The organism is Nostoc flagelliforme FACHB-838, assembly GCF_014698065.1.
Classification (GTDB): domain Bacteria; phylum Cyanobacteriota; class Cyanobacteriia; order Cyanobacteriales; family Nostocaceae; genus Nostoc; species Nostoc flagelliforme_B.
This window is the reverse complement of the sequence record NZ_JACJSI010000053.1, coordinates 1-26,603: the sequence shown is the minus strand read 5'-3', so window position 1 is coordinate 26,603 and position 26,603 is coordinate 1. Positions and strand designations below refer to the sequence as shown.

Sequence of the window (26,603 nt, the reverse complement as noted above, 5' to 3'; positions counted from 1 at the left end):
GATAATAATGCAACAAGTAAAAAACGGTGGCGGATTTAGTATCAGTGCCATATCAATCCGCCAACACATCGGCACACTCATGCTGACGTTGGCAGTAATAGTGTTAGGTGTCTTCTTTGTACTCAAGCTACCAGTGGATTTACTACCATCAATCACCTATCCTCGGATTGGTGTGCGAATACAAGCACCTGGAATCTCCCCAGAAGTAGCAGTTGATGAAGTAACCAAGCCGCTAGAAGAAGCCTTCGCGGCTACTGAAGGTGTGATCCAAATTTTCTCCCAAACTCGTGAGGGACAGGTAAATTTGGATCTTTACTTTCAAACGGGAGGCAATATTGACCAAGCCTTAAACGATGCTACAGCTGCCTTTAACAGGGCTAGAAGTACATTACCAGACACCATCGAAGAACCGCGATTATTTAAAGTTGATCCTTCCCAGCTACCCGTTTACGAATTGGCATTAACTTCGCCCTCCTTAGAAGGTATGGCTTTACGTGTTTTTGCTGAAGAGGAACTAGTCCGCGAACTAAGTGTTGTACCTGGAGTTGCAGGGGTAGATGTATCGGGAGGAGTTCAAGAAGAAGTTAGGGTCAATATAGATTTAGATCGGTTGCAAGCTGTAGGTGTAGGTTTGACCGATGTGCTAGATCAGCTTAGAGATCGCAACATAGATATTTCTGGCGGTCGGATTTTGGGGCAGAATTCTGAGCCATTAACCCGTACCGTAGGGCGCTTCCAAAATGCCAATGAAATCAGCAATCTTTCCTTTGAAGTCTCTTCCCCTACTCCCTCATCTTCCTCATCTCCCGATTCTGCCGCTACTTCCACCACTCCCAAACGCCGCATCTATTTGCGGGACTTTGCCGAAGTTATTGATGGTTCGGAACAACAACGGATTTACGTCTTACTCAACGGGGAACCAGCGATAAAAGTCAGTGTCCAAAAACAGCCGGATGCTAACACCATCAACGTTGTCGAGGGTGTGAAAAAACGCTTAGAAGAACTCCGACAATCTGGTGTAATTCCTGAAGGGACAGTTATTACGCCTACCTTGGATGAGTCGCGGTTTATTAGCAATTCTATCTCGAATGTCGCCACTTCCGGGTTGATAGGTACTGCACTAGCAGCGATCGCAGTTCTCCTATTTCTCGGTTCTCTGCGGCAAACTTTCATCATTGTTCTGGCTATCCCCTTAGCAACCCTAGCTGCCATCATCTTGATGGGACTATTTGGCTTATCTCTCAACGTTTTTAGTTTGGGTGGTCTGGCACTGGGTGTAGGTATTGTGGTAGATAACTCCATCGTCATGTTGGAGAACATTGCCGAGGGTGCTGGGATGACTCCCGGTAAAGATAATAAAACCCGCTTGAATTCGCGGCAACTAATTTCTCAAGCAGAAAAAAGTAGCCAAGAAGTAGAGTCAGCCTTAATTGCTTCCACTAGTACAAACTTGGTGGCGGTGTTGCCATTTTTGCTCATCGGTGGTTTTATCGCCCTACTATTCAATGAGTTAATCCTTACCATCACCTTTTCAGTAGCGGCTTCAATTTTAATTGCCGTCACCGTTGTGCCGATGTTCGCTTCTCGGTTGTTAGCATGGAAGTTTTCTAGCGGTTTGAGCAATTTTTGGCTGTTGCGGCAGTTTAATAGCCGCTTTGATGCTGCTACCAGAGGATACGGAAGTTTTTTAGGTGGGATATTACGCTGGCGGTTGGTTACAGTAGCGATCGCTATTATCCTTTTTGGTGGCGGTAGTTTGTGGATGGCTCCGCAAATTCCCCAAGAAATTCTCCCCCGCATCAACACCGGACAAGCTAACTTAAACGCTCAGTTTCCTCCCGGTACACCCCTAGAAACTAACCGAAAAGTCATGGCTGCGGTAGATGATATTCTCCGCAATCAACCAGAAACAGAATATGTTTTCTCTACATCTGGTGGTTCTCTGTTTGGTTCTAATACCAATGCCAATCCCCTGCGAAGTACCGCCAATATTACCCTGAAACCGGGGACTAATGTGCAATCTTATACAGAACGACTTACCCAGGAGTTAAACAAATTAAATTTAGCAGGAATTCGCTTGCGCCTTTCCCCTGGTCAAGTACGGGGTTTGATTCTCAGTAACTCTCCTCTTCGTGGTGCCGATGTTGACGTCATGCTCCAGGGAAATGACGTAAATTCTTTAGAAGAAGCTGGTCGTCAGGTACTAGCAGCCTTGGAAGAACAAGTCACCCTTGCGAGGTTTCGTCCCGATGCAGACGATCGCCAACCAGAAATTCAGATTATTCCTGACTGGGAAAGGGTTTCAGCTTTGGGGTTAACTACTACAGATATTGGACAAACAATTCAAACTGCGATCGAAGGTAGTGTACCAACTCAGTTGCAACGCGGCAACCGTTTAGTCGATGTTCGGGTACAGTTGAATGAAAAATCAGTGCAAGCAGCTTCTCAATTGCAGAGGTTGCCTTTATTCGTGGAGAACAATCGCCAAGTCCGCTTGAGCGATGTTGCCAAAATTGCTGAAGCTCAAGCTCCAGGAGAAATTCAGCGAATTAACCAACGCCAGGTTTTCTTAATTGCTGGCAACTTGACTGAGGGAGCTAGCCTCAGTGGCGCTCTAGAACAGGTAAGTACGGTACTAGATAGTCTAGATTTACCAGAAGGTGTTAGCCGCTTACCCAGTTCAGCCGCGGAATCTAATCAGCAACTACAAAGTTCGCTGCAACTATTAGGTGGATTAGCTGCTTTTCTAGTCTTTGTGGTTATGGCGGTGCAATACAATTCCCTGATTGACCCGTTAGTAATTATGTTTACAATTCCCTTGGCTCTAGCTGGGGGGATTTTCGGACTTTACATTACTAAAACTGCCATTGGGGCGACAGTGATTGTCGGTGCGGTTTTGCTGGTGGGTATTGTGGTCAATAACGCCATCATTATGGTGGAATTGGCCAATCAAATCCGGGAACGGGAAAAAGTTGACCGAAAAACTGCGATTTTGAAAGCTGCTCCTCAACGCCTACGACCAGTGTTAATGACAACTATTACCACTGTTTTAGGTATGTTCCCCCTAGCGTTAGGAATTGGGGAAGGCTCAGAATTCCTGCAACCATTAGGCGTAGTAGTGTTTTCAGGTTTGTCTTTGGCAACACTGCTAACGCTGTTTATCATCCCGTGTTTTTATACTCTGTTACACGATTTGCTGGGTGGAAAATGGGCGAAGCCAGTGTTAATCCGGTTGCGTGGATTTACGAAAAAACTTACAAACTAATGAGCATTTAAATTGCACATAGGGCAGGCAATACCGATGATTGCCAATATATAAAAAGTGAGGAGTTATGAATTTGAAAATTTTAACTCCTCACTCCTCACTTTTAACTCCTCAGTTTTGTAAGTGTTAGCTAGCTAACAGAGTTTTTTCTAGAGAAGTCCAACGGAAAGAGCGATCGCCACCCCTCTCAATAACTACTTTTACTCGTGGTTCTAGCTGAGGCAAATTCGTTAAATACTCAAGTTCCTCATTAGAAAGAATATGCCCTTCAATAATCCACAAGACCAGCCCCTTTGACTTTGGTGGTAGCTGTTCTAGATGAGAATTGAGAATTGGCGGCAAATAGTACACATAACCTACTGCTGCACCGCTACCAGTGCTTTTTTTCCCAAGATGAGGAGGTCTAACTCCATGAATTCTTGTGAGATACGCAGCTACGTCACCTAGTCCTTTAGCAGTAATGTGGAGGGTAGTATAACCAGCTGCGCGTAGTCGCCGCTGATATCGACCTTCATAACCCCCTTCCAGAGGTACATACACTCCAAGAGCGCCAAATTTTTCCAGATCGCGGATTAAACCGTTGCCAGTGGTAATTAGTGCCATAGATTTTCGTCTTATCCCACTTAGATATCTCTATTATTTACCCTGAACCGATAGATTCAAAGCATTTTTTTGGGCATCGGGAAGAGGCAGAGGCGAATGAAGAAGTAGGAAAGCAGGGGGAAAAGGGAAACTTTGTCCACTGCAAAGCGCACCCTGCCCCAATTCCTCTTTTCCACCCCCCTTGCGCCCTGCCTCCTGCTCCCTGCTCCACTGCTTCTTCCCCACTTCCCAAAAATAACTCTCTAAATTACTGGACAAACATAAATAAATAATTTATATTATTAGATTGTGACCAAACACGCAAATTAGGTTGACATTTTAGTGTCATTATGAGCTAGTGTTAGCATCAAAAACTGATGACTTAAATCCAAATTGGATAATCTAACTCAGATTGATCATAGACTGGTAAACTAAGAAAGCTTTCAGGTCAACATTGGAGCTTATGGACGAACAAGCAAAGCGAAATCCTAAACTCCAGGGTCAATTTACTCCTATGCCTCTGAAAAAGCAGGCAAAATCTTAAACAATAGTTTAAGGTATTTAAGGAAGTAAAAACTGAGCAGCAATGTTGGTTTCATGGCATTACGTCAGTCTCAGTTAAGGGATACTGGGCGGTAAAAACCGCTTAAGTCCAACTGCAACACGGCAGTAGCCAATCTCCGGGAAGCCGTCTTATGGGCGTGTAAAAATCGGAAAACCCGCCGACAGCGCTGCCTCCAGAAAGTGCCAGAGCAATTGCTTGGACGAAAGCATTGCTGCACACAGCTTAAAGCTGTAGCGCCTTGCATTGATTCCAGAAGTTACTCCTTCCCAATGGGAAGGGACTTGTGGCTGTTCTGGTGATCTAGTGAGTGAAGCTAAACAGATTCACCAAGCAGTACGGACACGGTTTGTTGTGTCCGAAAGCATTTGGAGCGGTTTATTGAAGCCATTCCAAATTTCGCAGGCTAATCCAGCCTAAACTGATGCGTACAAAGCGTGTCCTCTAGAGTCCAATTCCAAGGTCAGCAAGTAGAAAGGAGAACCAGTTACTGTGTCTGTAGGTATTCTCGGCACCAAGCTGGGCATGACCCAAATATTTGACGAAGCAGGAGTAGCCATTCCTGTGACTGTCATTCAAGCAGGGCCATGCACCGTTACACAAGTTAAAACGAAACAAACCGACGGTTACTTTGCGATTCAAGTTGGTTATCACGAAGTAAAACCCAAGGCACTAAACAGACCACTACTGGGCCATTTGGCTAAATCATCTGCCCCAGCATTGCGTCACTTAAATGAATATCACACTGATAGCTCTAGTGATTATGCTTTAGGTCAACAGATTAAAGCAGATATTTTTAGCGCAGGTCAAATTGTCGATGTCGTCGGCACAAGCATCGGTCGCGGCTTTGCAGGGAATCAGAAGCGCAACAACTTTGCTCGTGGGCCCATGTCTCACGGTTCCAAAAACCACAGAGCGCCGGGTTCTATTGGTGCTGGTACAACACCAGGTCGTGTCTATCCAGGTAAGCGGATGGCAGGGCGTTTAGGCGGTAAACGTATCACAATCCGCAAACTGACCATAGTGCGAGTTGATGCAGAACGCAACATATTGCTAATCAAGGGAGCTATTCCTGGTAAACCAGGCGCTCTAGTAAGTGTTGTACCTGCAAAAGTAGTGGGATAGTCAAAAGTCATTAGTCAGTAGTCATTAGTCAGTAGTCATTGGCTAAAGACAAATGGCAAAAGACCAATGACAAATGACGCCACATGCTTCATCTGGGCAGACCCCAAGACCGCAGTGGCTCACAAAGGACAAAGGACAGATAACAAAGATGGTTGAAAGCGTAGTTAAAAATTGGCAAGGAGAACAGGTCGGCGAGACGACCTTCGAGTTGCGCGTTGCCAAGGAAGAAACAGCGTCTCATATCGTGCACCGCGCCTTAGTACGACAATTGACCAATGCTCGTCAAGGAAATGCCAGTACAAAAACTCGTGCTGAAGTCAGAGGTGGCGGACGTAAACCTTGGAGACAAAAAGGTACTGGTCGCGCTCGTGCAGGGTCTATTCGTTCACCACTCTGGCGTGGTGGTGGTGTGATATTTGGGCCAAAGCCCAGAGACTTCAACCTCAAGTTGAACCGTAAAGAGCGACGTTTAGCACTGCGGACAGCATTTGTAAGTCGCATTGACGATTTAATTGTGGTAGAAGAATTTAGCACTGAGCTATCTCGCCCCAAGACCAAAGAATTAGTGGCAGCGCTTGCCCGTTGGGGAGTAGTACCAGAAAGCAAGGCACTGTTAATTTTGTCTGAGATTGCGGATACAGATAACGTTTATTTGTCAGCCCGCAATATTGAAAATTTAAAACTAATTGCAGCCGACCAGCTAAATGTTTTTGATTTACTGCACGCTGACAAAATTGTAGTTACGGCATCAGCCCTAGAAAAAATTCAGGAGGTCTACAGTGCCTAGCTTTGACCCCCGCGACCTAGCCGACTTAGTACGTCGCCCAATAGTCACCGAAAAGGCGACTATCTTGATGGAGCAGAATAAGTACACCTTTGAAGTCATTCCGAAGGCATCTAAACCAGAAATCAAGGCTGCGATCGAAGACTTGTTTCAGGTCAAGGTTGTAAAAGTCAACACTATCCAACCACCGCGTAAAAAACGGCGTGTTGGTAAATTTATTGGTTATAAACCCCAATATAAGCGAGCCATTGTTACCGTCGCACCTGGGGATGAAGACAAGATTAGACAAGTTCTATTCCCAGAAGTCTAACAAAGTTAGGAGTTAGGAGTTAGGAGTTAGGAGTTACTACACTCAAAACTCAGCGCTCAAAATTTCAAACTCAGCATGGGCTAAACGCCCCGCTATCGCTAACAGCATTCAGCATTTAAAAATATGGGTACTCGTTCTTATCGCCCTTATACCCCCAGCACTCGCCAAGTTACAATCTCTGACTTTGCGGAAATTACCAGAACCGAGCCAGAGAAATCCTTAACAACCTCAAAGCATCGCGCCAAAGGTCGGAACAATCACGGACGGATTACTAGTCGTCGCCGGGGTGGCGGACACAAACAACTTTACCGGATCATCGATTTTAAAAGGGATAAACATAATATTCCTGCTAAAGTCGCAGCCATTGAATACGATCCGAACCGCAATGCCCGAATTGCCCTTTTGTATTATCAAGATGGCGAAAAACGGTATATCCTTCACCCCAACGGGTTGAAAGTGGGAACAATAATTATTTCTGGGCCAGAAGCTCCCTTTGAAGATGGTAATGCGTTACCACTCTCAAGGATTCCCTTGGGTACTAGTGTTCACAACGTAGAATTCACTCCTGGTAAAGGTGGTCAAATTGTACGTGCGGCTGGTGCTAGCGCTCAGGTTGTGGCAAAAGAAGGTAATTATGTAACTCTCAAGTTGCCTTCAGGAGAAGTCCGCTTGATTCGCCGCGAATGCTACGCCACCATTGGGCAAGTAGGCAACACCGATGCCAGAAACCTGAGTGCAGGTAAAGCAGGGCGAAATCGGTGGAAAGGTCGCCGTCCTAAGGTTAGAGGTAGCGTTATGAACCCAGTGGATCACCCACATGGTGGTGGTGAAGGTAGGGCACCTATCGGTAGATCAGGTCCTGTTACACCTTGGGGTAAACCCACATTGGGTGCGAAGACACGCAATCGCAAAAAACTTAGCAGCAAGTTAATTGTACGTCGTCGCCGTAAGTCTTCTAAACGCGGTCGCGGTGGTCGTGAATCTTAAAGAGTTAGAAGTTATGAGTTATGAGTTATGAGTTGAATCTAACTTACTCACTCCTAACTCCTCACTCCTCACTTTTAAATCCTAAATCCTAAATCCAAAATTGAACTATGGGTCGTTCTCTAAAAAAAGGTCCTTTCGTTGCGGATCATCTTCTAAAGAAAATTGAAAAGCTCAACGACAATAACAGAAAAGAAGTTATTAAAACTTGGTCACGAGCTTCGACAATTTTGCCCCTAATGGTAGGTCATACCATAGCTGTTCATAACGGACGCCAACACGTTCCAGTTTTTGTAAATGAACAAATGGTGGGACATAAGTTGGGTGAGTTTGCCCCGACACGTACCTACAGGGGTCATGGAAAAAGCGACAAAAAAGCAGGTAGGTAGTCATTAGTCATGAGTCATTAGTCATGAGCTGAAAGACAAATGACGAATGACCCTTTGGGTTCGCCAGTTACTCATGGGGGAAACCCCCAAGACCGCACTGGCTCACAAATGACAAATGACAAAATTGGAGAAAATTATGGCTACTAGTACTACTGAAGTAAAGGCGATCGCTCGTTTTATCCGCATCTCGGCCTACAAAGTGCGTCGGGTACTCGATCAAATCCGCGGGCGATCTTACCGAGAAGCGTTAATCATCCTGGAATTCATGCCCTATCGCGCCACTGAACCCATATTGAAGGTTCTCAGAAGCGCTGCTGCCAATGCCGAACACAACGCTGGGTTAGATCGGACTCAACTAGTGATTACTCAAGCTTATGCCGATCAAGGGCCGCCGTTAAAGCGATTCCAGCCAAGAGCGCAAGGTCGAGCTTACCAAATTCGCAAGCCGACGTGTCATATTACTGTGGCTGTTGCAGCCGCCCCAGAAAAATAAGCACGTTTACACGAAAAAATTGCGTAAAGTAAGAAATTTTAGAGGAAGCATTCGTGGGACAGAAGATTCATCCAGTTGGTTTTCGCCTGGGTATTACACATGAACATCAATCCCGTTGGTTTGCTGTTCCTGATCGCTATCCAGAACTTCTCCAAGAAGATCACAAACTCCGTCAATACATAGAACAAAAGCTGGGTAGACAGGCTCAAAACAACGCCGGAATTTCCGAAGTGCGGATTGAGCGCAAAGCTGACCAAATCGACTTAGAAGTACGCACAGCTAGACCTGGGGTAGTAGTGGGTCGTGGTGGACAAGGTATCGAATCCTTACGTACCGGACTCCAAGGATTGTTGGGTAGTAATCGTCAAATTCGGATTAACGTAGTTGAAGTTCAACGGGTTGATGCTGATGCCTACCTAATTGCCGAATACATTGCTCAACAATTGGAACGTCGGGTTTCCTTCCGGCGGGTAGTGCGGCAATCGATTCAACGTGCCCAACGCGCTGGTGTTCAAGGTATTAAAATCCAAGTTAGCGGTCGCCTCAACGGTGCAGAAATTGCCCGGACAGAGTGGACTCGTGAAGGTAGAGTACCTTTACATACCTTACGGGCTGACATTGACTACTCTTATTGCACAGCAAAAACTGTTTACGGCATTTTGGGTATCAAAGTATGGGTATTTAAAGGAGAAATTATTCCTGGACAGGAAGAAACTCCGCCACCACCCGCAAGCCGCGATCGCGAACGTGATCCCCGCGATCGCGACCGGGAACCTCGTCGTCGTCAACAACAACGTCGTCGCCAGCAATTTGAAGACCGCTCAAATGAAGGATAAATCGTCATTAGTGATTAGTCATTAGTAAATGGCAGATGGCAAATGACAAATGACAAATGACAAATGACAAATGACAAACCATGTTAAGCCCTAGAAGAACTAAATTCCGCAAACAACAGCGGGGACGGATGGAAGGACTAGCCAGCCGTGGTAGTACCCTCAACTTCGGTGATTTTGCACTCCAAGCACAAGAACCTGCTTGGATTACCTCGCGTCAAATCGAGGCTTCCCGTCGGGCAATGACTCGTTATATTCGTCGGGGTGGACAAATCTGGATTCGGATTTTCCCTGATAAACCAGTAACCATGCGTCCTGCTGAAACCCGGATGGGTTCCGGTAAAGGTAATCCAGAGTTTTGGGTAGCTGTAGTCAAGCCAGGACGAATTTTGTTTGAAATCGGTGGGGTTTCTGAGGAAATCGCCCGTGAAGCTATGCGTTTAGCTTCATTTAAACTGCCCATTAAAACTAAGTTTATTGTGCGCTCTCAACCACAGGAGCAGGAGTAGCTTATGCCTCTTCCCAAGATTTCAGAAGCTAGAGAATTAAGCGACGAGAAGCTCTCTGATGAAATTGTCGCGATCAAAAGACAACTATTTCAGTTGCGCTTGCAAAAAGCCACCAGACAACTAGAAAAGCCCCATCAGTTCCGACAATTGCGCCACCGCCTAGCCCAATTGCTGACGCTAGAAACAGAACGCAAACGGGCAGCAAGTCAATCGGCTAAAGAACAAAAGTAGGAGATTATGGCAGTTAAAGAACGAGTTGGCTTGGTAGTGAGCGATAAAATGCAAAAAACTGTGGTAGTAGCCATAGAAAACCGCGCTCCTCACCCCAAGTACGGCAAGATTGTGGTTAACACCCAACGATATAAAGTTCACGACGAAGAAAATCAGTGTAAAGTAGGCGATCGCGTTCGCATTCAGGAAACTAGACCCCTGAGTAAAACCAAGCGCTGGAAAATCACAGAAGTCCTGAACGTCAAGCCTACTTAAACCTCATCGTTGTTAAAAATTAACAACATTACAAGGGAGAATAATTGTGATTCAACCCCAGACTTACCTGAATGTCGCAGATAATAGCGGTGCCCGCAAACTAATGTGCATCCGCATCTTGGGCGGAGGCAATCGCCGTTATGGTTTTATCGGCGATAAAATTATCGCCGTTGTTAAAGATGCTACACCCAACATGGCTGTTAAAAAGTCTGATGTTGTAGAAGCAGTAATTGTCCGTACTCGTAAAGCTGTATCTCGTGACAGCGGTATGAGCATTCGCTTTGATGATAACGCCGCCGTGATCATCAACAAAGACGGTAATCCCAGAGGCACACGGGTTTTTGGCCCAGTTGCACGGGAACTGCGCGATAAAAACTTCACCAAAATTGTTTCTCTGGCTCCGGAGGTGCTTTAATGGCAACCAAACAGGGTACGCCCAAAGTATTCCACAAAATGCACGTCAAAACTGGCGACACCGTACAAGTGATTGCTGGCAAAGACAAAGGAAAAGTTGGTGAAATTATCCAGGCACTTCCTCAACTGAGTAAAGTCATCGTCAAAGGTGTCAACATCAAGACCAAGCACGTCAAACCCCAGCAAGAAGGAGAATCAGGGCGAATTATTACCCAAGAATTCCCAATTCATAGCTCCAACGTGATGCTTTATTCCACCAAGCAAAACGTTGCCAGTCGTGTTTGTTATACCTTTACTTCAGAAGGCAAAAAAGTCAGAAAACTTAAGAAAACTGGCGAGATTCTAGATAAATAGTCATTAGTCATTGGTCATTAGTCATTAGTTATTAGTAAAAAGACAAATAACAAAAGACAAAGGACAAATAACAAAGGACAATAAAAGTTCCCTGACCAAGCCCAGGGATATCAGGACAAAAAACTATGGCGACAACAAGACTCAAAACCTTATATCAAGAGACGATCGTCCCCAAACTGATTAATCAGTTTCAATATACCAACGTTCATCAAGTACCGAAGTTAGTAAAGGTTACGATTAACCGAGGTTTGGGTGAAGCAGCTCAAAATGCGAAGTCACTAGAGGCATCCATCAACGAGATTGCCGTGGTAACTGGTCAAAAACCAGTAGTGACACGGGCGAAAAAGGCGATCGCTGGCTTTAAGATTCGTCAAGGGATGCCTGTGGGGATCATGGTTACTCTCAGAGCAGAACGGATGTATGCCTTTTTCGACAGACTAGTTAGCCTGTCACTACCCAGAATTCGAGATTTTCGCGGCGTAAGCCCTAAAAGCTTTGACGGACGCGGTAACTACACTCTGGGTGTAAGAGAACAGCTAATTTTTCCAGAAGTCGAATACGACAGCATCGATCAAGTGCGTGGGATGGATATTTCCATCATCACCACAGCAAAAAACGACGAAGAGGGACGCGCCTTACTTAAAGAATTAGGAATGCCCTTTCGCGATCAATAAGTTCATCTATAGAGGGAACGATGGCGGCTAACGACACAATTGCAGATATGCTGACGCGCATCCGCAATGCCAACCTGGCGCGGCATCAAACTACACAAGTGCCAGCGACAAAATTGACCCGGAGCATTGCCAAGGTGCTACGGGAGGAAGGCTTTATTGCTGAAATCGAAGAAGCAGAAGAAGGGGTAAAACGCAATCTGGTGATTTCCCTGAAATACAAGGGTAAAAACCGTCAGCCTCTGATCACCGCCTTAAAGCGGGTCAGTAAGCCTGGCTTGCGTGTTTATTCAAATCGAAAAGAATTACCAAGGGTACTAGGCGGCATCGGCATTGCCATTATTTCTACATCCAGTGGTATTATGACTGACCGCGAAGCGCGGCGTCAGAACTTGGGTGGCGAAGTGCTTTGTTACGTTTGGTAGTCATTGGTCATTAGTCATTTGTCATTAGTCATTAAAGACAAAGGACAAAAGGCAAAGGACAAATAACAAAGGACAAAAAGTCATGTCTCGTATCGGTAAACGTCCAATTACTATTCCCGCCAAAGTTCAAGTGGCGATCAATGGTACGAATATTGTGGTGAAAGGACCGAAAGGAGAACTTTCTCGCACTCTCACACCTAACGTCTCAGTTTCCCAAGAGGGAGAAATATTACAGGTAAATCGTCGGGATGAAACTCGAACTTCAAAGCAGCTGCACGGCTTAAGCCGCACTTTAGTTGCCAACATGGTCGAAGGAGTTTCCCAAGGTTTTCAGCGCCGTTTAGAAATTCAAGGTGTTGGTTACCGGGCACAACTTCAAGGGCGTAACCTACTTTTAAACATGGGTTACAGCCATCCGGTGCAAATTGAACCACCAGATGGAATTCAGTTTGCAGTTGAAGGTACCACTAACGTCATTGTCAGTGGCTATGACAAAGAAATCGTCGGTAACACAGCCGCCAAAATTCGTGCCGTTCGTCCACCAGAACCTTACAAAGGTAAAGGCATTCGCTATGCCGGTGAAGTGGTCAGACGGAAAGCTGGTAAGACTGGTAAGGGTGGTAAGAAGTAGAAATGAAACTTACTCGTAGAGAATCAAAAAACCGTCGTCATCGACGCGTTCGTGGCAAAGTCATTGGCTCCCCAGAACGTCCGCGTTTAGCGGTGTTTCGTTCTAATGAGCATATTTATGCCCAGATAATTGATGATACTCAGCATCAAACCATCGTGGCAGCATCGACTGTAGAACCAGAGTTGAAATCTAGTTTAGCGTCATGTGCAAACCGCGACGCATCGGTGCAAGTTGGTAAGTTGATCGCAGTGCGATCGCTAGAAAAAGGTATCACCAAAGTAGTCTTTGATCGCGGTGGTAACTTATATCATGGTCGTGTCAAAGCATTAGCTGATGCAGCACGCGAAGCTGGTTTAGATTTCTAAAGTCATTGGTCATTAGTCATTAGTTATTGGACAAATGACAAAGGACAAATGACAAATGACAACTGACAAATGACGTTCACCAGAGCATAAATTATGGCAACAGAGCGTAAAAGTAGAACAAAGCGTGCCAAAAAAGAAGAAACCACTTGGCAAGAGCGGGTTATCCAAATCCGACGCGTGAGTAAAGTGGTTAAAGGTGGTAAAAAACTCAGCTTCCGAGCGATCGTTGTCGTTGGTAACGAACGCGGTCAGGTTGGAGTTGGAGTAGGCAAAGCTTCAGATGTAATCGGTGCCGTTAAAAAAGGCGTAGCTGACGGCAAAAAACACCTCATTGATATCCCAATCACTAAATCCAACTCCATTCCCCATCCTATTGATGGTGTCGGTGGCGGGGCAAAAGTGATTATGCGTCCAGCCGCACCTGGTACTGGGGTAATTGCCGGTGGCGCTGTGCGAACTGTGTTGGAATTAGCAGGAGTTCGTAACGTTTTAGCCAAGCAACTAGGCTCTAACAATCCGCTTAATAATGCTAGAGCCGCAGTTAATGCCTTATCCACACTGCGTACCCTTGCTGAAGTCGCCGAAGATCGCGGTATTCCTATTCAAAATCTCTACATCTAATTTAGTCATTAGTCATTGGTCATGAGTCATTAGTGAATAACAAAGGACAAATGACAAATGACAAACGCCCCTTCGGGTGACGCTCGTTCCTCGCTAACGCTGCGCTAATGCCAGTTACTCATGGGGGAGACCCCCAAGACCGCACTGGCTCACAAATGACAAACGACAAATGAGAACTTGATAACTTATGAGACTCCATGATGTTAAGCCGCAAAAAGGCTCAAAGAAACGCAAGAAGCGTGTAGCTAGAGGTATTTCTGCCGGTCAAGGCGCTAGTGCCGGTCTAGGTATGCGGGGTCAAAAATCTCGTTCTGGTAGTGGTACCCGACCAGGTTTTGAAGGTGGTCAACAGCCATTGTACCGCCGCTTACCTAAACTGAAGGGCTTTCCGATTGTTAATCAGAGGATTTACACTACGATTAATGTAGAGAAGCTAGCCTCCCTTCCCGCTAATACGGAAGTAACTTTGACCTCATTGAAAGCCGCAGGTATCCTGACTGCTGTTAAGGGGCCACTGAAAGTTTTAGGTAACGGGGAATTGAGCATTCCGCTCAAGGTACAAGCGGCAGCTTTTACAGTTTCAGCTCGTAGCAAAATTGAGGCAGCTGGTGGTAGTTGTGAAGTCTTATGAGTGAGCCGGAACAGCGCACTTAAATGCAAGCCAACTCGCTGCCAGTGCTTGGTTCACTATAAAGGTAGCACTCTATGATCAGTCGAGATAAAGCCCCAACGGCTCAAGAAACTTTTATGCAGATGGCGCAGGCAGCCGGGCTAAGAGGTAGGCTGCTTGTCACCGTTGGTATCTTAATTTTAGTTCGCCTGGGTATTTTCTTACCCGTGCCAGGGATTGATAGACCGAGATTTGCTGAAGCCATATCGGGCAGTAATTCCATATTCGGCTTATTGGATATATTTTCCGGGCGAGGACTTTCCACTTTGGGAGTCTTTGCTTTAGGAATTTTGCCCTTCATTAATGCGTCTATTATCATCCAATTGCTCACTGCGGCAATTCCATCTTTAGAAAATTTACAGAAAAATGAAGGTGAAGCAGGTCGGCGAAAAATATCGCAAATTACCCGCTATGTCACTGTAGTTTGGGCAATTCTTCAAAGTACAGCTTTTTCGGCATTATTCCTCCAGCAATTCGCCTTGAAGCCAGGGCCCCTGTTTGTCGCTGAAACTGCGATCGCTCTGACTGCTGGTTCTATGTTCGTGATGTGGGCATCAGAACTAATTACAGAACGAGGCATTGGTAACGGCGCATCATTGTTGATTTTTGTCAACATTGTTGCTTCATTACCAAAAGCTTTAGGCGATACCATCGACTTGGTACAAGTAGGTGGTCGGGAAACAGTAGGTCGGGTGATCGTACTGATCTTAGTTTTCCTAGCAACAATTGTTGGTATTGTGATTGTTCAAGAAGGAATGCGCCGTATCCCAATTATTTCAGCTCGTCGCCAAGTAGGTCGGAGAGTTTTAGCAGAGCAGCGCAGCTATCTGCCCCTGCGGCTAAATCAAGGCGGCGTAATGCCAATTATTTTTGCTGCTGCCATCCTCAGTTTGCCACTGCTGATCGCCAATTTTACTAAAAATGCCGATTTGGCGAATATAGTTAACACTTATTTGAGTCCAAGTGGTTCTAGCTCCTGGGTCTATGCCTTGGTATACATGGTTTCCATCATTTTCTTCAGCTACTTTTATTCTTCGTTGATTCTCAATCCAGTAGATGTAGCGCAGAACTTGAAGAAAATGGGTTCTAGTATTCCTGGAATTCGTCCCGGTAAGGCAACTAGCGAATATATAGAACGCGTATCCAACCGACTCACTTTTTTGGGTGCGATCTTTTTGGGCTTTGTTGCGATTATCCCCACTGCCGTAGAAAGTGCTTTGAATGTGAAAACTTTCCAGGGGATAGGTGCTACCTCTTTGTTAATTCTAGTTGGTGTGGCAATTGAGACAGCCAAACAAGTCCAAACTTATGTCATCTCTCAGCGCTATGAAGGAATGGTGAAATAATAGTGACGCGATTAATCTTCTTGGGGCCACCTGGAGCGGGTAAAGGAACACAAGCTCAAACTTTGGCTGAACACTTGAATATTCCCCATATTTCTACTGGTGAAATATTAAGACAAGCCATGAAAGAGCAGACTCCTTTAGGAATCAAAGCTCAAAGCTATGTTGATAGCGGCGAGTTAGTACCCGATCAGCTAGTGGAAGACTTGGTACAGGAGCGCCTCGATCAGCCCGATGCCAAAAATGGTTGGATTCTTGATGGATTTCCCCGAAAAGTGACCCAAGCAGCTTTTTTGGAGAAGTTACTCGAAGCAATACATCAAGGTGGCGAAAGGGTAGTCAATTTAGATGCACCAGATGAAATTGTCATCGCACGTTTGCTTGCTAGAGGACGAAAAGATGATACCGAAGAGGTGATTCGTCGTCGTTTAGAAGTGTACCGCGCTGAAACTGCACCTTTAATTGATTATTATGGCGATCGCAAAAAACTCCTAACGGTCAATGGCAATCAGTCCCAAGAAGATGTCACTGGTGAACTACAAAAGGTAATCGCTTCCTGAAAAAGAGGGGAAGTAGGGAGTAGATAATTCCCCACTCTCCCCTCACCGCTCCCAAGAAGAAGATCAATTTTAGCTAAGATATATTAATAAACTGTTGATATATTTCTTAAAATGTGTTTCTTTGCAGATGAAGCGCTGCAACTGAACACGAAATTGTTGAGTTGAGGAAAAAACAAATTGTCTAAGCAAGATTTGATTGAAATGGAAGGCACGGTTACAGAGTCCTTGCCCAATGCGATGTTTCGCGTTGACTTGGACAATGGCTTTAACGTGCTAGCTCACATTTCCGGCAAGATTCGCCGAAATTATATCAAGATTTTGCCCGGCGATCGCGTCAAGGTGGAGTTAACTCCCTACGACTTGACCAAAGGCAGAATTACCTATCGACTACGAAAGAAGTAAGTATATGTAGAGAATTTTACCATAAAACCATTTTTTTGACTGTTTATGAGTCATTTAACTGGATTAATTCCCCTAGAAATGCTATAATTTTATATTTGGAGTCAAAAAATAAAAGGCATGAAAGTTAGAGCCTCAGTCAAGAAAATTTGCGAAAAATGTAACGTGATCAAACGTCGTGGTCGCGTTATGGTGATTTGCGTGAACCCCAAGCACAAACAACGTCAAGGATAACGCTCTTATCAACAGAGTGAGTTGTAACACGCATATCATCATTAAAACGAAAAGACGCGATTAATCACGTTTTTCCAACCAACAGTAATTGCGACAACAATAGGGAGAGTTCATTGTGGCACGTATTGCCGGAGTAGACCTTCCACGCGATAAGCGCGTCGAGATCGGTCTAACTTACATCTACGGAATTGGATTATCACGCGCTCAAGAAATTATAGCGGCAACTGGTGTGAACCCAGACACCCGCGTTAAGGACTTAAGTGATGCCGATGTAACAGCCCTACGAGGGGAAATAGAAACCAACTATCAAGTTGAAGGCGACTTGCGGCGCTTGGAGTCTTTGAACATCAAGCGCTTAGTTGACATTGGTACCTACAGAGGTCGCCGTCATCGTATGGGCTTACCAGTCAGAGGCCAAAGAACTCGCACTAATGCCAGAACCCGTAGAGGCAGAAGGCAGACAGTGGCCGGGAAGAAGAAGGCTCCAGGGAAATAATTTTGCAACGCTTGTTAATCCGAGCAAGTTTTACCTTAAATCAACTAAACAAGTATGGCGAGACAACCAACTAAAAAAACCGGGAGCAAGAAGCAGAAACGGAATGTACCCAGTGGAATGGCCTACATCCAGTCTACTTTCAACAATAGCATTGTCACCATTACCGATCAAAATGGAGATGTCATCTCCTGGGCTAGCGCTGGTTCTAGCGGTTTTAAGGGAGCAAAAAAGGGAACTCCCTTTGCAGCGCAAACCGCTGCTGAAAGTGCAGCCCGTCGAGCTATCGATCAAGGAATGCGCCAAATTGAAGTAATGGTCAGTGGCCCAGGAGCAGGTAGAGAAACCGCTATCCGGGCGCTTCAGGGAGCAGGACTAGAAATTACGCTGATTCGGGATATTACCCCAATTCCTCACAATGGTTGTCGTCCACCCAAGCGCCGTCGAGTTTAAATACCAAAACTTGGGCAGTGAGGACGAAAAGTTACAGCCAGCAATGACCGCTTGAGCGTCTAACGTTCAAACTGTCATTGAGTTAAAGCTTGGGCGACCAGAAGCGTGTCAGATTTTCCCGCTGGGAAAGCTGTTAAACTTCAGGCTACCCAAAATATTATTAGCGCCTGCAAGCTGAATGGGAGTGTCAAACTATACCGTAATTTTATACTAATAGTTTGATAGACCTAATAATCTACAGGACATAAATTCAATTCTGGAGGCAATTGATTTGTCTGCTAGCAGCACCTTAGAAAAAGGGAGGCTCATCCGTGGCGCAGTTTCAAATTGAATGTGTAGAGTCGAATACCGAAGAAAGTCGGAACCATTACAGTAAATTTGTATTGGAACCTCTAGAACGCGGTCAAGGAACAACTGTTGGCAACGCACTGCGGCGGGTTTTACTGTCCAACCTAGAAGGTACAGCAGTTACAGCAGTGCGGATTGCGGGCGTTTCACATGAGTTCGCCACAGTTCCGGGCGTGCGGGAAGATGTGCTGGAAATCCTCATGAGAATGAAGGAAGTTATCCTAAAAAACTATTCCTCGCAGCCCCAAATTGGTAGATTACTCGTTAGCGGGCCAGCAACAATCACTGCGGCGCATTTTGATTTGCCCAGTGAAGTAGAAGTCATCGATCAGACTCAGTATGTAGCCACCATCGCTGAGGGTGGAAAGCTGGAAATGGAATTTCGGATCGAGAAAGGTAAAGGCTATCGCACTGTAGAGCGCGGACGTGAGGAAGCCACATCGTTGGACTTTCTGCAAATCGACTCAATCTTTATGCCAGTGCGAAAAGTCAACTACAGTGTTGAAGAATCTCGCGGGGAAGGCTTGATTCCAAAAGACCGACTACTGTTGGAAGTTTGGACAAATGGCAGTATTTCTCCTCAAGAAGCACTATCTTCGGCCGCTGCAATCTTGGTAGATTTATTCAACCCGTTGAAAGACATCTCCCTAGAACCAACAGACACAGGTTCCGATATTCCAGACGATCCAACTGCCCAGATACCCATCGAAGAGTTGCAACTTTCTGTGCGGGCATATAACTGTCTCAAACGGGCACAAGTTAACTCTGTGGCAGATTTGTTGGATTATACCCAAGAAGACCTCTTAGAAATTAAGAACTTTGGTCAGAAGTCAGCAGAAGAAGTCGTGGAAGCTTTGCAGCGACGCTTGGGCATCACACTGCCAATGGAAAGAGGCTCTAAACACCCTTAAGAAAAACCTTCATAATTCATAGTGCATAATTATGCGTCACCGTTGTCGCGTCAAAAAACTCAGTAAACCAGCCGATCAACGCCGTGCTTTACTGCGATCGCTCGCCACCGAGTTGATCCGTCATGGTAAGATCACCACCACTTTAATTAGAGCGAAAGTTCTACGAAGTGAAGTGGAAAAAATGATTACTTTAGCTAAAAATGGCTCCTTGGCAGCACGCCGGGAAGCTCTTGGCTATATCTTCGATAAACAACTGGTTCACGCTCTATTTGAGCAAGCTCCAACTCGATATGGCGATCGCCAGGGCGGTTATACCCGTATCCTGCATACCGTACCCCGTCGGGGCGATAATGCAAAAATGGCAATAATTGAATTGGTTTAAGTCATTGAGTCATTGGTTATTGGTCATTAGTCATTGGTCATTAGTGAATAACACAGGACAACTGACATAGACGCCCTTTGGCGGCTTCCCGTAGGGTAGGACAAATGACGAAGGACAAATGACAAAAGACGAAATCTGTATGTTAGAAAGCCACCAGCCTACACAAACTCATCGAGTAGCCTTGGTAATCCAATACCTGGGCACTCATTTTCATGGCTGGCAACGGCAAAAAAAACAACGGACTGTCCAAGAAGAGATAGAAATAGCGATCGCTACTAATCTTGGGTATCATGTAACACTACATGGTGCCGGACGAACCGATTCTGGAGTTCATGCTGCTGCTCAAGTAGCCCATTTTGAAGCAACAGGTTTAATTCCGCCTCACAAGTGGGCAACAATCCTAAATGGCTATCTGCCGCCAGATATATTAATCAGGGCTTCAACTAGTGTAGATAACCGTTGGCACGCTCGCTTTAGTGCAGCTTATCGACGGTATCGCTACACAATATATACTGAAGATCGGCTTAACTTGTTTGTAAGACCCTTCAGTTGGCATTATTATTATGCACCCCTGGATGAATCTTTAATTCAAGCTGCCTTGAAACCTCTTTTAGGAAAGCATCACTTAGCTGCTTTTCACCGTGCAGGCTCAAAGCGATCGCATTCCTGGGTAGAGGTGCAAGCAGCAGAGTGTCGTCGCAGTGGGCCATTTATCCATATTGAAATACAGGCAGATGGATTTTTGTATGGCATGGTACGGCTGTTGGTAGGGATGCTGGTAGAAGTAGGTTCTGGACAACGAACACTTTCTAGCTTCACCGAACTCTGGAAAGAAGAACGCCGAGAAGAAGTGAAATATGCCGCACCGCCTCAAGGCTTGTGCTTGTTGCGAGTCGGCTATCCCGATTTTCCCTTTCCGAAAGAGATTTGGTACGACACCTTGCCAAAGTTCGTCACTAGTCAAGAGTCATTAGTCATTGGTTCTTAGTCATTGGTCATTAGTCATTGGTCATTAGTGAATAACAAACGACAACTGACAAGGGACAAGAGACAAAGGACAAAAGACAAATGACAAATGACAAATTAAAAATGACAAAGGACAAATGACAAATGACAACAGTTAAAACATACCTTCCTTCTCAAGCAACCCTTGAGCGTGAGTGGTACATAGTAGATGCCACCGATAAACGCCTCGGTCGCCTCGCTAGTGAAATTGCCCAGGTATTGAGAGGCAAAAAGAAACCCGAATATACACCTCATCTAGATACAGGTGATTTCGTAATCGTCATCAATGCCGAGAAAGTAGCAGTTACAGGCAAAAAGCGCACTCAAAAGCTTTACCGCCGCCATTCTGGTCGCCCCGGTGGGATGAAAACCGAAACTTTCGCTAAACTGCAAGACCGTATACCAGAGCGGATTTTAGAACAAGCTGTTAAAGGTATGCTACCTAAAAATAGCCTCGGTAAGCAGTTGTTCACCAAGCTGAAAGTTTACGCTGGGCCTACGCATCCCCATGATGCTCAAAAACCTAAAGAACTAAAAGTTAGTACAATTCCTGGAGAAGAAAATTAATGGTAGTAGCAGATGCTAATAGCGGTCGCGCCGTATACTGGGGTACTGGCCGTCGTAAGAACGCAGTAGCACGGGTACGCTTGGTTCCAGGCACCGGTCAACTGATTGTGAACGGTAAAGATGGAAATTTGTATTTCCAATTTAACCCCAACTACCTGGGAGTAATTAAAGCACCCCTGGAAACTCTGGGATTAGAAAACGAATATGACATTTTGGTAAAAGCAGAAGGCGGCGGCTTGACCGGACAGGCTGATTCTGTCCGTTTGGGTGTTGCTCGTGCTTTGTGTCAACTAGACCCAGACAACCGCCCACCTTTGAAAACCGAAGGTTACTTGACTCGTGATCCGAGAGCAAAAGAGCGGAAGAAATATGGTTTACATAAAGCTCGGAAAGCACCTCAGTACTCTAAGCGATAAGCGATTGGGAACTGGGTATTGGGTACTGGATATTGGAGATTAGGTATTGAGAATTGAGTCTTGGGAAAAGTCCGTTGTTTCCATCTTTCCCAGCCCCCAGTCCCTAGTCCCCAGTCCCCAATCTCTAGCTCCAATTGAAACCTGAAAGTTATAATTGATATAGATTCATCACAAAAAGAACAATGGCTAAAGCTGATATTCACCCCAAGTGGTATCCAGATGCTAAAGTTTACTGCAACGGTCAAGTTGTTATGACCATTGGCTCTACCAAGCCAGAATTGCATGTAGATGTTTGGTCTGGAAATCACCCATTTTACACCGGCACTCAGAAGATTATTGACACTGAAGGTCGAGTAGAGCGCTTCCTCCGCAAGTACGGTATGAGTAGCACTCAAACATCTGGCGACGAACAAGACAAAAACTAGCGGGTTGGCTCTGCTGTTAACGACGGCCCTGCATCAGCTGGGTCGATTTTCATTTATATGCTCGAGCCAATTTGTTATTTTTTTAAGGAGCGATCGCAATCGTCATGGCTGAATCATACTTACTGGACAAACTAAAATCCGTTGAACAAACTTTTAATGAATTAACACGTCGTCTTGGCGACCCCGATACCGCTAGCAATCCTGATGAGTATCAAGAAATTGCTAAGTCTCGTTCTTCTTTGGAAGAGGTAGTTAATACTTATGAAATTTGGAAAACAGCCCAAGAAGACTTGATCGGAGCGCGTGAGGTTTATAAAGAATCTGCGAGTGATCCAGAGTTGCAAGAAATGGCATCACTGGAAGTAAAAGAACTTGAAGAAAAAATAGAACATTTAGAGTCTCGCTTGAAAGTCTTACTGCTACCACGCGACCCCAATGATGAAAAGAATATCATGTTGGAAATTCGCGCTGGTACTGGTGGCGATGAAGCAAGCATTTGGGCTGGCGATTTGATGCAGATGTACACCCGCTATGCTCAGACTCAAGGTTGGAAAGTTTCTCTAGTGAGCGAATCTCGTGGAGAAATGGGTGGCTGGAAAGAAGTCATTCTGGAAATTAAAGGTAATGATGTTTACAGCCAGCTAAAGTTTGAAGCTGGTGTGCATCGTGTGCAGCGCGTGCCGGCAACTGAATCTGGGGGACGGGTTCATACTTCCACAGCTACCGTGGCGATTATGCCAGAGGTGGATGATGTGGAAATTCACATTGACCCGAAAGATATTGAAATGACTACAGCCCGTTCTGGTGGTGCTGGTGGACAAAACGTCAACAAGGTGGAAACAGCCGTTGACTTGATGCACAAACCGACGGGAATACGCATTTTCTGTACAGAAGAACGCAGCCAGTTGCAAAACAAAGAACGGGCGATGCAAATTCTGCGGGCGAAGTTGTATGACATCAAGTTAGGCGAACAACAAGCGGCTGTTACTTCCATGCGGCGATCGCAGGTTGGTACAGGATCGCGATCGGAAAAAATTCGCACCTATAATTATAAAGATAACCGCGCTACCGATCATCGGTTAGGTCAGAATTATTCCCTTACCCCTGTTTTGGATGGTGATTTAGAGACACTTATCCAATCTTGTATATCTCTAGACCAACAAGAACGTCTCGCAGAGTTAGCGACTTCTGCCGCTAACTAATTTTTGCTCTTAAATATACTGTAAAATCACTTGTTGTTCTGTTGTTTTTAACAGACACAGGTGGTTTTCTAATGTCGTGTCGAGTGCATCTTCTATTTCACTGGGATAATGGTAATAGGCAAATTCATACTTCATAACGTAGTTTAGCTTCGCCCATTCTCTCAGGGTTTGACAGGTATAAATTAATTTCTCTACTTCCTTTTGCCAACGCGCAAAAATCCGATAGCTAAAAAAGCTGCTGCATATATTGCCTTTTACATCCCAATAGGAAATACACACTTGATGCTTTAGAAGGTGGATTTTTTTGATTTGCTTAACATCGTAGCCTTTAACTTTTAAAGCTTCTTTGGTTTCTGCGTCAGAAATGTTCCACTGCTCTGGTTTAATTTTATTAGTGGCTATAAAGTTTTTACCTTTGCGGCGATATTGGTTAATTTTGCGTGGCTTGCGAAACATGATGCACCTTCGATATTATTTCTTCGCAGCAAAGTCTAGCTACTAGCACAAGCGCCGTAGCAAACTAAGTTTTTTGGGTTGGTTAAAGATAGATGGGTTATTCTACTAGCTTGATGCCTGTAGTTGCCAATTTACAACCAGAGATATAGTTTAGTACTAAAACACAAGGCTGTCAATATAAAAGTAAACTTGTATTATTGAAAGTAAACTTGTAAATAAAGTTGGCTAGCTATATAAGCAGTGAAGATCGAAAGCAAACAAAAACTGATTGAAATCATTAAACTAGCTCGCGGTTCAATGAGTCAGCGAGCATTTGGTAAGCTTTTGGGGGTATCTGCTACTGCTGTTCAGATGTGGGAAAAAGGTGTGAAGGTGCCAGATACAGAAAATTTGGCTCGAATCGCATCGAAAGCAGGCTACACAATGGAAGAGTTAATTAGCTGCATTGATGGTAAGCCAATTCCAGAAACCTCAGATTTGAGTCTGATTCTTAGACAAATCAAGCACATGCCTTTGGCTCAAGTGGCTCAAATCGTCCAAGCTGCGGCAGATAGATTGGCTGCTGTGGCTGAAGCATCCGGGGATCAAGCGAAGGCAAGTTGAATATTAAAATAATTTGTAATTCGTAATTCGTAATGACGCTCGCGGACTCGCTACCGCTACGCTAACGTAATTAAGTTTTTTAAGGGCGAATTAGGGGACTTCCAAATAAAACAATATCCCAAAACTAACGCAAAAATTCTCTCTATCTCTTCTCCCTCTGTGTTCTCTGTGTCTCTGTGGTTCGTTTATTTGGCTCAAACTAGCTCGTGGTTTCTTGCTGTCAAGATTCAACTCTATGGACAAACCTTTTTTGTATGACCAAGATTTCTATGGCTGGACACAGCAGCAGGCTAAAGCGTTAGAACAGAGGCTAGTTATGGAACTAGACTGGCAACACCTGCAAGAAGAAGCCTTGTTAGATGGCTTTGAAGCGGGAATCGATTTGGCGCTACGAGAAACTAACTTACCATTACGAGCTTTTCCAGAGCATTGCCCGTATTTATTTGATAATGCGATGTCTACGACGGGCTACGCCTACGCAGACAATTTTCTGTGCGATACTCGTCAAGACTGGGAAGGATAATTACTACAATTTTTCTGCATTATTAAGTTTTTAATTTAATACAGAATCAACTATTGAGCCTTGTCAGTTCGCCACACATAAACGCTCAAAGCCACTGCTAGAATTAGTTATGCTCAGAAAAATTGATAAGAATATTTGGATCGCCGAGCAACCGTTAAAGTATTTTGGATTGAGTGTCGGTACAAGAATGACGGTAATTCGTTTCAATAATGGTGAATTAGCTGTTATCTCTCCGATCCAAGTTGATAACGAAACTACTGAACAACTCAATCAGCTTGGAAATGTTAAGTATATTATTGCCCCAAATCTTTTTCATTATCTGTTCTTATCTAACTTTAAGGCTCTCTATCCTCAAGCAAAGGTCTATGCTGTATCAGCATTGAAGGCTAAAAGACCTGAGATATCTATTGATCAAGCATTAGAGGATAATGGCGAAAATCTTTTAGGCGAACTTGAATGTTTATTATTTGAAGGGTTCAAAACCTTTCTTCCAAGTGGAGCATTACCTTTAAATGAGTATATTTTTTTTCATGCTGAAAGTCAAACTTTGGTTTTGACAGACACAGCTTTTTACTTTGATGAAACTTTCCCAATGACAACAAAATTAGTATCCAGAATAATGGGAGGGTACAAGAAACTTAGACCATCATTGTTAGAACAGTTGGCTACTCAAGAAAAGGAGAAGGTTAAACAATCAGTTCAAAAGGTACTGCGATGGGACTTTAGAAGAGTTATTGTGGCTCATGGCAGCATTGTAGAGCATGATGCGAAAAAGCAGTTTAAAGAAGGGTACGAGTGGTTTTTAGGGGAATCTCTTTAAAACCACGCACCACAGCAGCTTTGAGGGAAATAGTTTCAGCACAAGCGAGTTTTGATCCCTGATGAATAATACGTATTATTAACCATCAGATCAAATAGAACTACTGGCAGTTAAGGAATAAATGGTTTTAAAATAGTGCAATCTTAAAATATTTATGGGTGCAGCTATGTCGCTACGCAATGAGCCTTTAGATTGGCAACTTGAAACGAATAATCCTTATATACCAGTTTATCATTAAGGTAATTTGGTGGTATTTTTTAAACCAGAATATGCCAGTGAAATTATTAAGTTTTTAAATGAAGAAGTTTTAAAGAAAGCGCTAAAAATGGCTTGTACTGATTTAATTAAGAAAATTGGCGGCGATACCAGAAAAATCAATTTTTTAATGGAAAAATATATAAAAACTAGTGAGCGTCCAAAGCATGGAACTAGAGCGATCGCAGTCTTACTTCATGATAGGCAAAAAGAGCTTGATTTGAGTAACCATGAGTTTGCTAAATTCTGCGATACCTTTAAATTATCTCCCACTGAACTGAATAATATTTATGCTGGAGAAACATTTGATGATAGTTTATTAGCGCCCCTTTCACGTATATTAGGTATGGCGAAAGAGCAATTGCTGAAAGTGCGAGATGGTTCTGAAGAAACAAGTAACACATGAACGGCAAATCAAAGTTTTCAATTGATATAAAATTGTGAAAACAGACATTATCTTTTATCGGCTGTTTCAAGAATTTCTCTAAGAGGATGTCTGAAAAGTTTTGAGGAGGTGATTTTGGCTACGCAAGCTGTTTTAACATTAAACGAATCATTGCAATATAAATAAAAGCCTCTGTCGTTTCAGGTAAAATCTCATAGTCCTTACTGAGTCTGCGACACCAATTGAACCAACCAAAAGTTCTCTCAACTAGCCAACGCTTTGGCAGGACAACAAATCCTTTCTGTTCTTCAGAGCGTGTAACAACGCTCCAGAGCCAGCGATAAACATCC

General features: G+C 44.4%; 39 protein-coding genes. 36 read left to right on the top strand and 3 right to left on the bottom strand.

The genetic code is table 11. The annotated features are described in order from the left end of the window. Positions 1–7 precede the first annotated feature (7 nt). Positions 8–3,265 (top strand): efflux RND transporter permease subunit, encoded by a 3,258-nt coding sequence (locus H6G97_RS22720; RefSeq protein ID WP_190942911.1) that lies wholly within the window; start codon positions 8–10, stop codon positions 3,263–3,265. A 126-nt stretch (positions 3,266–3,391) separates the two neighbouring features. Here H6G97_RS22720 and ndhN read toward each other — a convergent pair whose 3' ends face one another. Next, positions 3,392–3,868: an NAD(P)H-quinone oxidoreductase subunit N gene (ndhN, locus tag H6G97_RS22715; protein ID WP_190942910.1), complete on the bottom strand. Its 477-nt coding sequence runs from the start codon at positions 3,866–3,868 to the stop codon at positions 3,392–3,394. Positions 3,869–4,901: 1,033 nt separating this feature from the next. On the opposite strand from ndhN, the gene rplC reads away from it, so the two are divergent. The 31 genes from rplC (at position 4,902) to prfA (ending at position 23,211) form a co-directional block, all read left to right on the top strand. Further along, a complete protein-coding gene (gene rplC / locus H6G97_RS22710) occupies positions 4,902–5,534 on the top strand; it encodes a 50S ribosomal protein L3 (protein WP_190942909.1) in 633 nt (210 codons plus the stop codon). Positions 5,535–5,682: 148 nt separating this feature from the next. Next, positions 5,683–6,321, top strand: coding sequence for a 50S ribosomal protein L4 (rplD, locus tag H6G97_RS22705; protein WP_069070797.1), 639 nt, complete (start codon positions 5,683–5,685; stop codon positions 6,319–6,321). Further along, complete coding sequence (locus H6G97_RS22700) at positions 6,314–6,628, top strand: 50S ribosomal protein L23 (RefSeq protein ID WP_190942908.1); 315 nt, start codon at positions 6,314–6,316, stop codon at positions 6,626–6,628. The genes rplD and H6G97_RS22700 overlap by 8 nt, the downstream gene beginning before the upstream one ends. Positions 6,629–6,751: 123 nt before the next feature. Next, the gene (rplB, locus tag H6G97_RS22695) at positions 6,752–7,615 is read left to right on the top strand and encodes a 50S ribosomal protein L2 (RefSeq protein ID WP_190942907.1); all 864 of its coding nucleotides are present in this window, start codon (positions 6,752–6,754) and stop codon (positions 7,613–7,615) included. A gap of 107 nt (positions 7,616–7,722) precedes the next feature. Continuing rightward, positions 7,723–8,001, top strand: coding sequence for a 30S ribosomal protein S19 (gene rpsS, locus H6G97_RS22690; RefSeq protein WP_012410721.1), 279 nt, complete (start codon positions 7,723–7,725; stop codon positions 7,999–8,001). A 136-nt stretch (positions 8,002–8,137) separates the two neighbouring features. Next, a complete protein-coding gene (gene rplV, locus H6G97_RS22685; RefSeq protein WP_190942906.1) occupies positions 8,138–8,494 on the top strand; it encodes a 50S ribosomal protein L22 in 357 nt (118 codons plus the stop codon). A gap of 53 nt (positions 8,495–8,547) precedes the next feature. Continuing rightward, positions 8,548–9,330: a 30S ribosomal protein S3 gene (gene rpsC / locus H6G97_RS22680; protein ID WP_190942905.1), complete on the top strand. Its 783-nt coding sequence runs from the start codon at positions 8,548–8,550 to the stop codon at positions 9,328–9,330. Positions 9,331–9,410: 80 nt separating this feature from the next. Further along, on the top strand, positions 9,411–9,836 hold the full coding sequence (rplP, locus tag H6G97_RS22675; protein WP_069070775.1) for a 50S ribosomal protein L16: 426 nt from the start codon (positions 9,411–9,413) through the stop codon (positions 9,834–9,836). Positions 9,837–9,839: 3 nt separating this feature from the next. Further along, positions 9,840–10,067 carry a 50S ribosomal protein L29 gene (gene rpmC, locus H6G97_RS22670; RefSeq protein WP_190942904.1) on the top strand — a complete coding sequence of 76 codons (228 nt, stop codon included), beginning with the start codon at positions 9,840–9,842 and terminating at the stop codon, positions 10,065–10,067. Positions 10,068–10,073: 6 nt separating this feature from the next. Continuing rightward, a complete protein-coding gene (rpsQ, locus tag H6G97_RS22665; protein WP_094349093.1) occupies positions 10,074–10,322 on the top strand; it encodes a 30S ribosomal protein S17 in 249 nt (82 codons plus the stop codon). Positions 10,323–10,368: 46 nt separating this feature from the next. Further along, positions 10,369–10,737, top strand: a complete 369-nt coding sequence (rplN, locus tag H6G97_RS22660; protein WP_069070772.1) for a 50S ribosomal protein L14 — start codon at positions 10,369–10,371, stop codon at positions 10,735–10,737. After that, positions 10,737–11,090, top strand: a complete 354-nt coding sequence (gene rplX, locus H6G97_RS22655; protein WP_118167584.1) for a 50S ribosomal protein L24 — start codon at positions 10,737–10,739, stop codon at positions 11,088–11,090. The genes rplN and rplX overlap by 1 nt, the downstream gene beginning before the upstream one ends. Positions 11,091–11,215: 125 nt before the next feature. Continuing rightward, entirely contained in the window at positions 11,216–11,764 is a 549-nt protein-coding gene (rplE, locus tag H6G97_RS22650) for a 50S ribosomal protein L5 (protein WP_104906405.1), read from the top strand. 20 nt (positions 11,765–11,784) lie between these two features. Continuing rightward, positions 11,785–12,186: a 30S ribosomal protein S8 gene (gene rpsH / locus H6G97_RS22645; protein WP_094349096.1), complete on the top strand. Its 402-nt coding sequence runs from the start codon at positions 11,785–11,787 to the stop codon at positions 12,184–12,186. Positions 12,187–12,268: 82 nt separating this feature from the next. Then, complete coding sequence (gene rplF, locus H6G97_RS22640; protein ID WP_190942903.1) at positions 12,269–12,817, top strand: 50S ribosomal protein L6; 549 nt, start codon at positions 12,269–12,271, stop codon at positions 12,815–12,817. A gap of 2 nt (positions 12,818–12,819) precedes the next feature. Then, positions 12,820–13,182 carry a 50S ribosomal protein L18 gene (gene rplR, locus H6G97_RS22635; protein ID WP_099101131.1) on the top strand — a complete coding sequence of 121 codons (363 nt, stop codon included), beginning with the start codon at positions 12,820–12,822 and terminating at the stop codon, positions 13,180–13,182. A gap of 93 nt (positions 13,183–13,275) precedes the next feature. Continuing rightward, complete coding sequence (gene rpsE, locus H6G97_RS22630) at positions 13,276–13,803, top strand: 30S ribosomal protein S5 (RefSeq protein WP_190891248.1); 528 nt, start codon at positions 13,276–13,278, stop codon at positions 13,801–13,803. A 187-nt stretch (positions 13,804–13,990) separates the two neighbouring features. Then, positions 13,991–14,434: a 50S ribosomal protein L15 gene (gene rplO / locus H6G97_RS22625; protein WP_190942902.1), complete on the top strand. Its 444-nt coding sequence runs from the start codon at positions 13,991–13,993 to the stop codon at positions 14,432–14,434. Positions 14,435–14,508: 74 nt separating this feature from the next. Beyond that, the gene (secY, locus tag H6G97_RS22620; protein ID WP_190942901.1) at positions 14,509–15,819 is read left to right on the top strand and encodes a preprotein translocase subunit SecY; all 1,311 of its coding nucleotides are present in this window, start codon (positions 14,509–14,511) and stop codon (positions 15,817–15,819) included. Between the two features lie 2 nt (positions 15,820–15,821). Next, entirely contained in the window at positions 15,822–16,376 is a 555-nt protein-coding gene (locus tag H6G97_RS22615; protein WP_190942900.1) for an adenylate kinase, read from the top strand. A 177-nt stretch (positions 16,377–16,553) separates the two neighbouring features. After that, entirely contained in the window at positions 16,554–16,778 is a 225-nt protein-coding gene (gene infA, locus H6G97_RS22610; protein WP_006276978.1) for a translation initiation factor IF-1, read from the top strand. A 117-nt stretch (positions 16,779–16,895) separates the two neighbouring features. Then, positions 16,896–17,009, top strand: a complete 114-nt coding sequence (rpmJ, locus tag H6G97_RS22605) for a 50S ribosomal protein L36 (RefSeq protein WP_015129703.1) — start codon at positions 16,896–16,898, stop codon at positions 17,007–17,009. Between the two features lie 115 nt (positions 17,010–17,124). After that, positions 17,125–17,505, top strand: coding sequence for a 30S ribosomal protein S13 (gene rpsM, locus H6G97_RS22600; protein WP_094328449.1), 381 nt, complete (start codon positions 17,125–17,127; stop codon positions 17,503–17,505). 54 nt (positions 17,506–17,559) lie between these two features. Then, positions 17,560–17,955, top strand: a complete 396-nt coding sequence (rpsK, locus tag H6G97_RS22595; RefSeq protein WP_069070761.1) for a 30S ribosomal protein S11 — start codon at positions 17,560–17,562, stop codon at positions 17,953–17,955. A 311-nt stretch (positions 17,956–18,266) separates the two neighbouring features. Further along, the gene (locus H6G97_RS22590) at positions 18,267–19,214 is read left to right on the top strand and encodes a DNA-directed RNA polymerase subunit alpha (RefSeq protein ID WP_094349104.1); all 948 of its coding nucleotides are present in this window, start codon (positions 18,267–18,269) and stop codon (positions 19,212–19,214) included. 31 nt (positions 19,215–19,245) lie between these two features. After that, positions 19,246–19,596, top strand: coding sequence for a 50S ribosomal protein L17 (gene rplQ, locus H6G97_RS22585; protein WP_100901254.1), 351 nt, complete (start codon positions 19,246–19,248; stop codon positions 19,594–19,596). Positions 19,597–19,735: 139 nt separating this feature from the next. Continuing rightward, positions 19,736–20,584 (top strand): tRNA pseudouridine(38-40) synthase TruA, encoded by an 849-nt coding sequence (gene truA, locus H6G97_RS22580; protein WP_190942928.1) that lies wholly within the window; start codon positions 19,736–19,738, stop codon positions 20,582–20,584. Between the two features lie 122 nt (positions 20,585–20,706). Next, entirely contained in the window at positions 20,707–21,168 is a 462-nt protein-coding gene (rplM, locus tag H6G97_RS22575; protein WP_012410699.1) for a 50S ribosomal protein L13, read from the top strand. Beyond that, entirely contained in the window at positions 21,168–21,584 is a 417-nt protein-coding gene (gene rpsI / locus H6G97_RS22570; protein WP_190935522.1) for a 30S ribosomal protein S9, read from the top strand. Before rplM ends, rpsI begins: the two co-directional genes overlap by 1 nt. A 182-nt stretch (positions 21,585–21,766) precedes the next feature. After that, the gene (gene rpmE / locus H6G97_RS22565; protein WP_190942899.1) at positions 21,767–22,009 is read left to right on the top strand and encodes a 50S ribosomal protein L31; all 243 of its coding nucleotides are present in this window, start codon (positions 21,767–21,769) and stop codon (positions 22,007–22,009) included. A 104-nt stretch (positions 22,010–22,113) separates the two neighbouring features. Continuing rightward, positions 22,114–23,211 (top strand): peptide chain release factor 1, encoded by a 1,098-nt coding sequence (prfA, locus tag H6G97_RS22560; protein WP_012410696.1) that lies wholly within the window; start codon positions 22,114–22,116, stop codon positions 23,209–23,211. A gap of 9 nt (positions 23,212–23,220) precedes the next feature. Here the strand turns inward: prfA and H6G97_RS22555 are convergent, their stop codons facing one another. Continuing rightward, complete coding sequence (locus H6G97_RS22555; protein ID WP_190942898.1) at positions 23,221–23,667, bottom strand: hypothetical protein; 447 nt, start codon at positions 23,665–23,667, stop codon at positions 23,221–23,223. Positions 23,668–23,907: 240 nt separating this feature from the next. Between H6G97_RS22555 and H6G97_RS22550 the strand changes: the two genes are divergently transcribed. From H6G97_RS22550 to H6G97_RS22535, 4 genes are all read left to right on the top strand, one after another. Further along, positions 23,908–24,270: a helix-turn-helix domain-containing protein gene (locus H6G97_RS22550; RefSeq protein WP_190942897.1), complete on the top strand. Its 363-nt coding sequence runs from the start codon at positions 23,908–23,910 to the stop codon at positions 24,268–24,270. Positions 24,271–24,505: 235 nt separating this feature from the next. After that, positions 24,506–24,793: a DUF29 family protein gene (locus H6G97_RS22545; RefSeq protein ID WP_190942896.1), complete on the top strand. Its 288-nt coding sequence runs from the start codon at positions 24,506–24,508 to the stop codon at positions 24,791–24,793. A 109-nt stretch (positions 24,794–24,902) separates the two neighbouring features. After that, a complete protein-coding gene (locus H6G97_RS22540; protein WP_190942895.1) occupies positions 24,903–25,613 on the top strand; it encodes a DUF4336 domain-containing protein in 711 nt (236 codons plus the stop codon). A 247-nt stretch (positions 25,614–25,860) separates the two neighbouring features. Continuing rightward, positions 25,861–26,274: a hypothetical protein gene (locus H6G97_RS22535; protein ID WP_242055107.1), complete on the top strand. Its 414-nt coding sequence runs from the start codon at positions 25,861–25,863 to the stop codon at positions 26,272–26,274. Between the two features lie 118 nt (positions 26,275–26,392). Here the strand turns inward: H6G97_RS22535 and H6G97_RS22530 are convergent. Then, positions 26,393–26,603 (bottom strand): transposase (locus tag H6G97_RS22530; RefSeq protein WP_190942894.1); only part of this gene is annotated, 211 nt, incomplete at its 5' end.

Excerpts from the sequence above, each read along its gene's own strand:
- rplP (WP_069070775.1), top strand. The coding sequence starts at position 9,411 with ATGTTAAGCCCTAGAAGAACTAAATTCCGCAAACAACAGCGGGGACGG.
- rpsK (WP_069070761.1), top strand. The coding sequence starts at position 17,560 with ATGGCGAGACAACCAACTAAAAAAACCGGGAGCAAGAAGCAGAAACGG.
- secY (WP_190942901.1), top strand. The coding sequence starts at position 14,509 with ATGATCAGTCGAGATAAAGCCCCAACGGCTCAAGAAACTTTTATGCAG.
- prfA (WP_012410696.1), top strand. The coding sequence starts at position 22,114 with ATGGCTGAATCATACTTACTGGACAAACTAAAATCCGTTGAACAAACT.
- rpsH (WP_094349096.1), top strand. The coding sequence starts at position 11,785 with ATGGCGGCTAACGACACAATTGCAGATATGCTGACGCGCATCCGCAAT.
- H6G97_RS22545 (WP_190942896.1), top strand. The coding sequence starts at position 24,506 with ATGGACAAACCTTTTTTGTATGACCAAGATTTCTATGGCTGGACACAG.
- rpsE (WP_190891248.1), top strand. The coding sequence starts at position 13,276 with ATGGCAACAGAGCGTAAAAGTAGAACAAAGCGTGCCAAAAAAGAAGAA.
- ndhN (WP_190942910.1), bottom strand. The coding sequence starts at position 3,868 with ATGGCACTAATTACCACTGGCAACGGTTTAATCCGCGATCTGGAAAAA.
- rpsI (WP_190935522.1), top strand. The coding sequence starts at position 21,168 with ATGGTAGTAGCAGATGCTAATAGCGGTCGCGCCGTATACTGGGGTACT.
- rplF (WP_190942903.1), top strand. The coding sequence starts at position 12,269 with ATGTCTCGTATCGGTAAACGTCCAATTACTATTCCCGCCAAAGTTCAA.
- rplX (WP_118167584.1), top strand. The coding sequence starts at position 10,737 with ATGGCAACCAAACAGGGTACGCCCAAAGTATTCCACAAAATGCACGTC.
- rplV (WP_190942906.1), top strand. The coding sequence starts at position 8,138 with ATGGCTACTAGTACTACTGAAGTAAAGGCGATCGCTCGTTTTATCCGC.
- H6G97_RS22555 (WP_190942898.1), bottom strand. The coding sequence starts at position 23,667 with ATGTTTCGCAAGCCACGCAAAATTAACCAATATCGCCGCAAAGGTAAA.
- rplB (WP_190942907.1), top strand. The coding sequence starts at position 6,752 with ATGGGTACTCGTTCTTATCGCCCTTATACCCCCAGCACTCGCCAAGTT.
- rplO (WP_190942902.1), top strand. The coding sequence starts at position 13,991 with ATGAGACTCCATGATGTTAAGCCGCAAAAAGGCTCAAAGAAACGCAAG.
- rpsS (WP_012410721.1), top strand. The coding sequence starts at position 7,723 with ATGGGTCGTTCTCTAAAAAAAGGTCCTTTCGTTGCGGATCATCTTCTA.
- rpsQ (WP_094349093.1), top strand. The coding sequence starts at position 10,074 with ATGGCAGTTAAAGAACGAGTTGGCTTGGTAGTGAGCGATAAAATGCAA.
- H6G97_RS22720 (WP_190942911.1), top strand. The coding sequence starts at position 8 with ATGCAACAAGTAAAAAACGGTGGCGGATTTAGTATCAGTGCCATATCA.
- rpmJ (WP_015129703.1), top strand. The coding sequence starts at position 16,896 with ATGAAAGTTAGAGCCTCAGTCAAGAAAATTTGCGAAAAATGTAACGTG.
- rpmC (WP_190942904.1), top strand. The coding sequence starts at position 9,840 with ATGCCTCTTCCCAAGATTTCAGAAGCTAGAGAATTAAGCGACGAGAAG.
- rplD (WP_069070797.1), top strand. The coding sequence starts at position 5,683 with ATGGTTGAAAGCGTAGTTAAAAATTGGCAAGGAGAACAGGTCGGCGAG.
- rpmE (WP_190942899.1), top strand. The coding sequence starts at position 21,767 with ATGGCTAAAGCTGATATTCACCCCAAGTGGTATCCAGATGCTAAAGTT.
- rplM (WP_012410699.1), top strand. The coding sequence starts at position 20,707 with ATGACAACAGTTAAAACATACCTTCCTTCTCAAGCAACCCTTGAGCGT.
- H6G97_RS22540 (WP_190942895.1), top strand. The coding sequence starts at position 24,903 with ATGCTCAGAAAAATTGATAAGAATATTTGGATCGCCGAGCAACCGTTA.
- rplQ (WP_100901254.1), top strand. The coding sequence starts at position 19,246 with ATGCGTCACCGTTGTCGCGTCAAAAAACTCAGTAAACCAGCCGATCAA.
- truA (WP_190942928.1), top strand. The coding sequence starts at position 19,736 with ATGTTAGAAAGCCACCAGCCTACACAAACTCATCGAGTAGCCTTGGTA.
- rplE (WP_104906405.1), top strand. The coding sequence starts at position 11,216 with ATGGCGACAACAAGACTCAAAACCTTATATCAAGAGACGATCGTCCCC.
- rplR (WP_099101131.1), top strand. The coding sequence starts at position 12,820 with ATGAAACTTACTCGTAGAGAATCAAAAAACCGTCGTCATCGACGCGTT.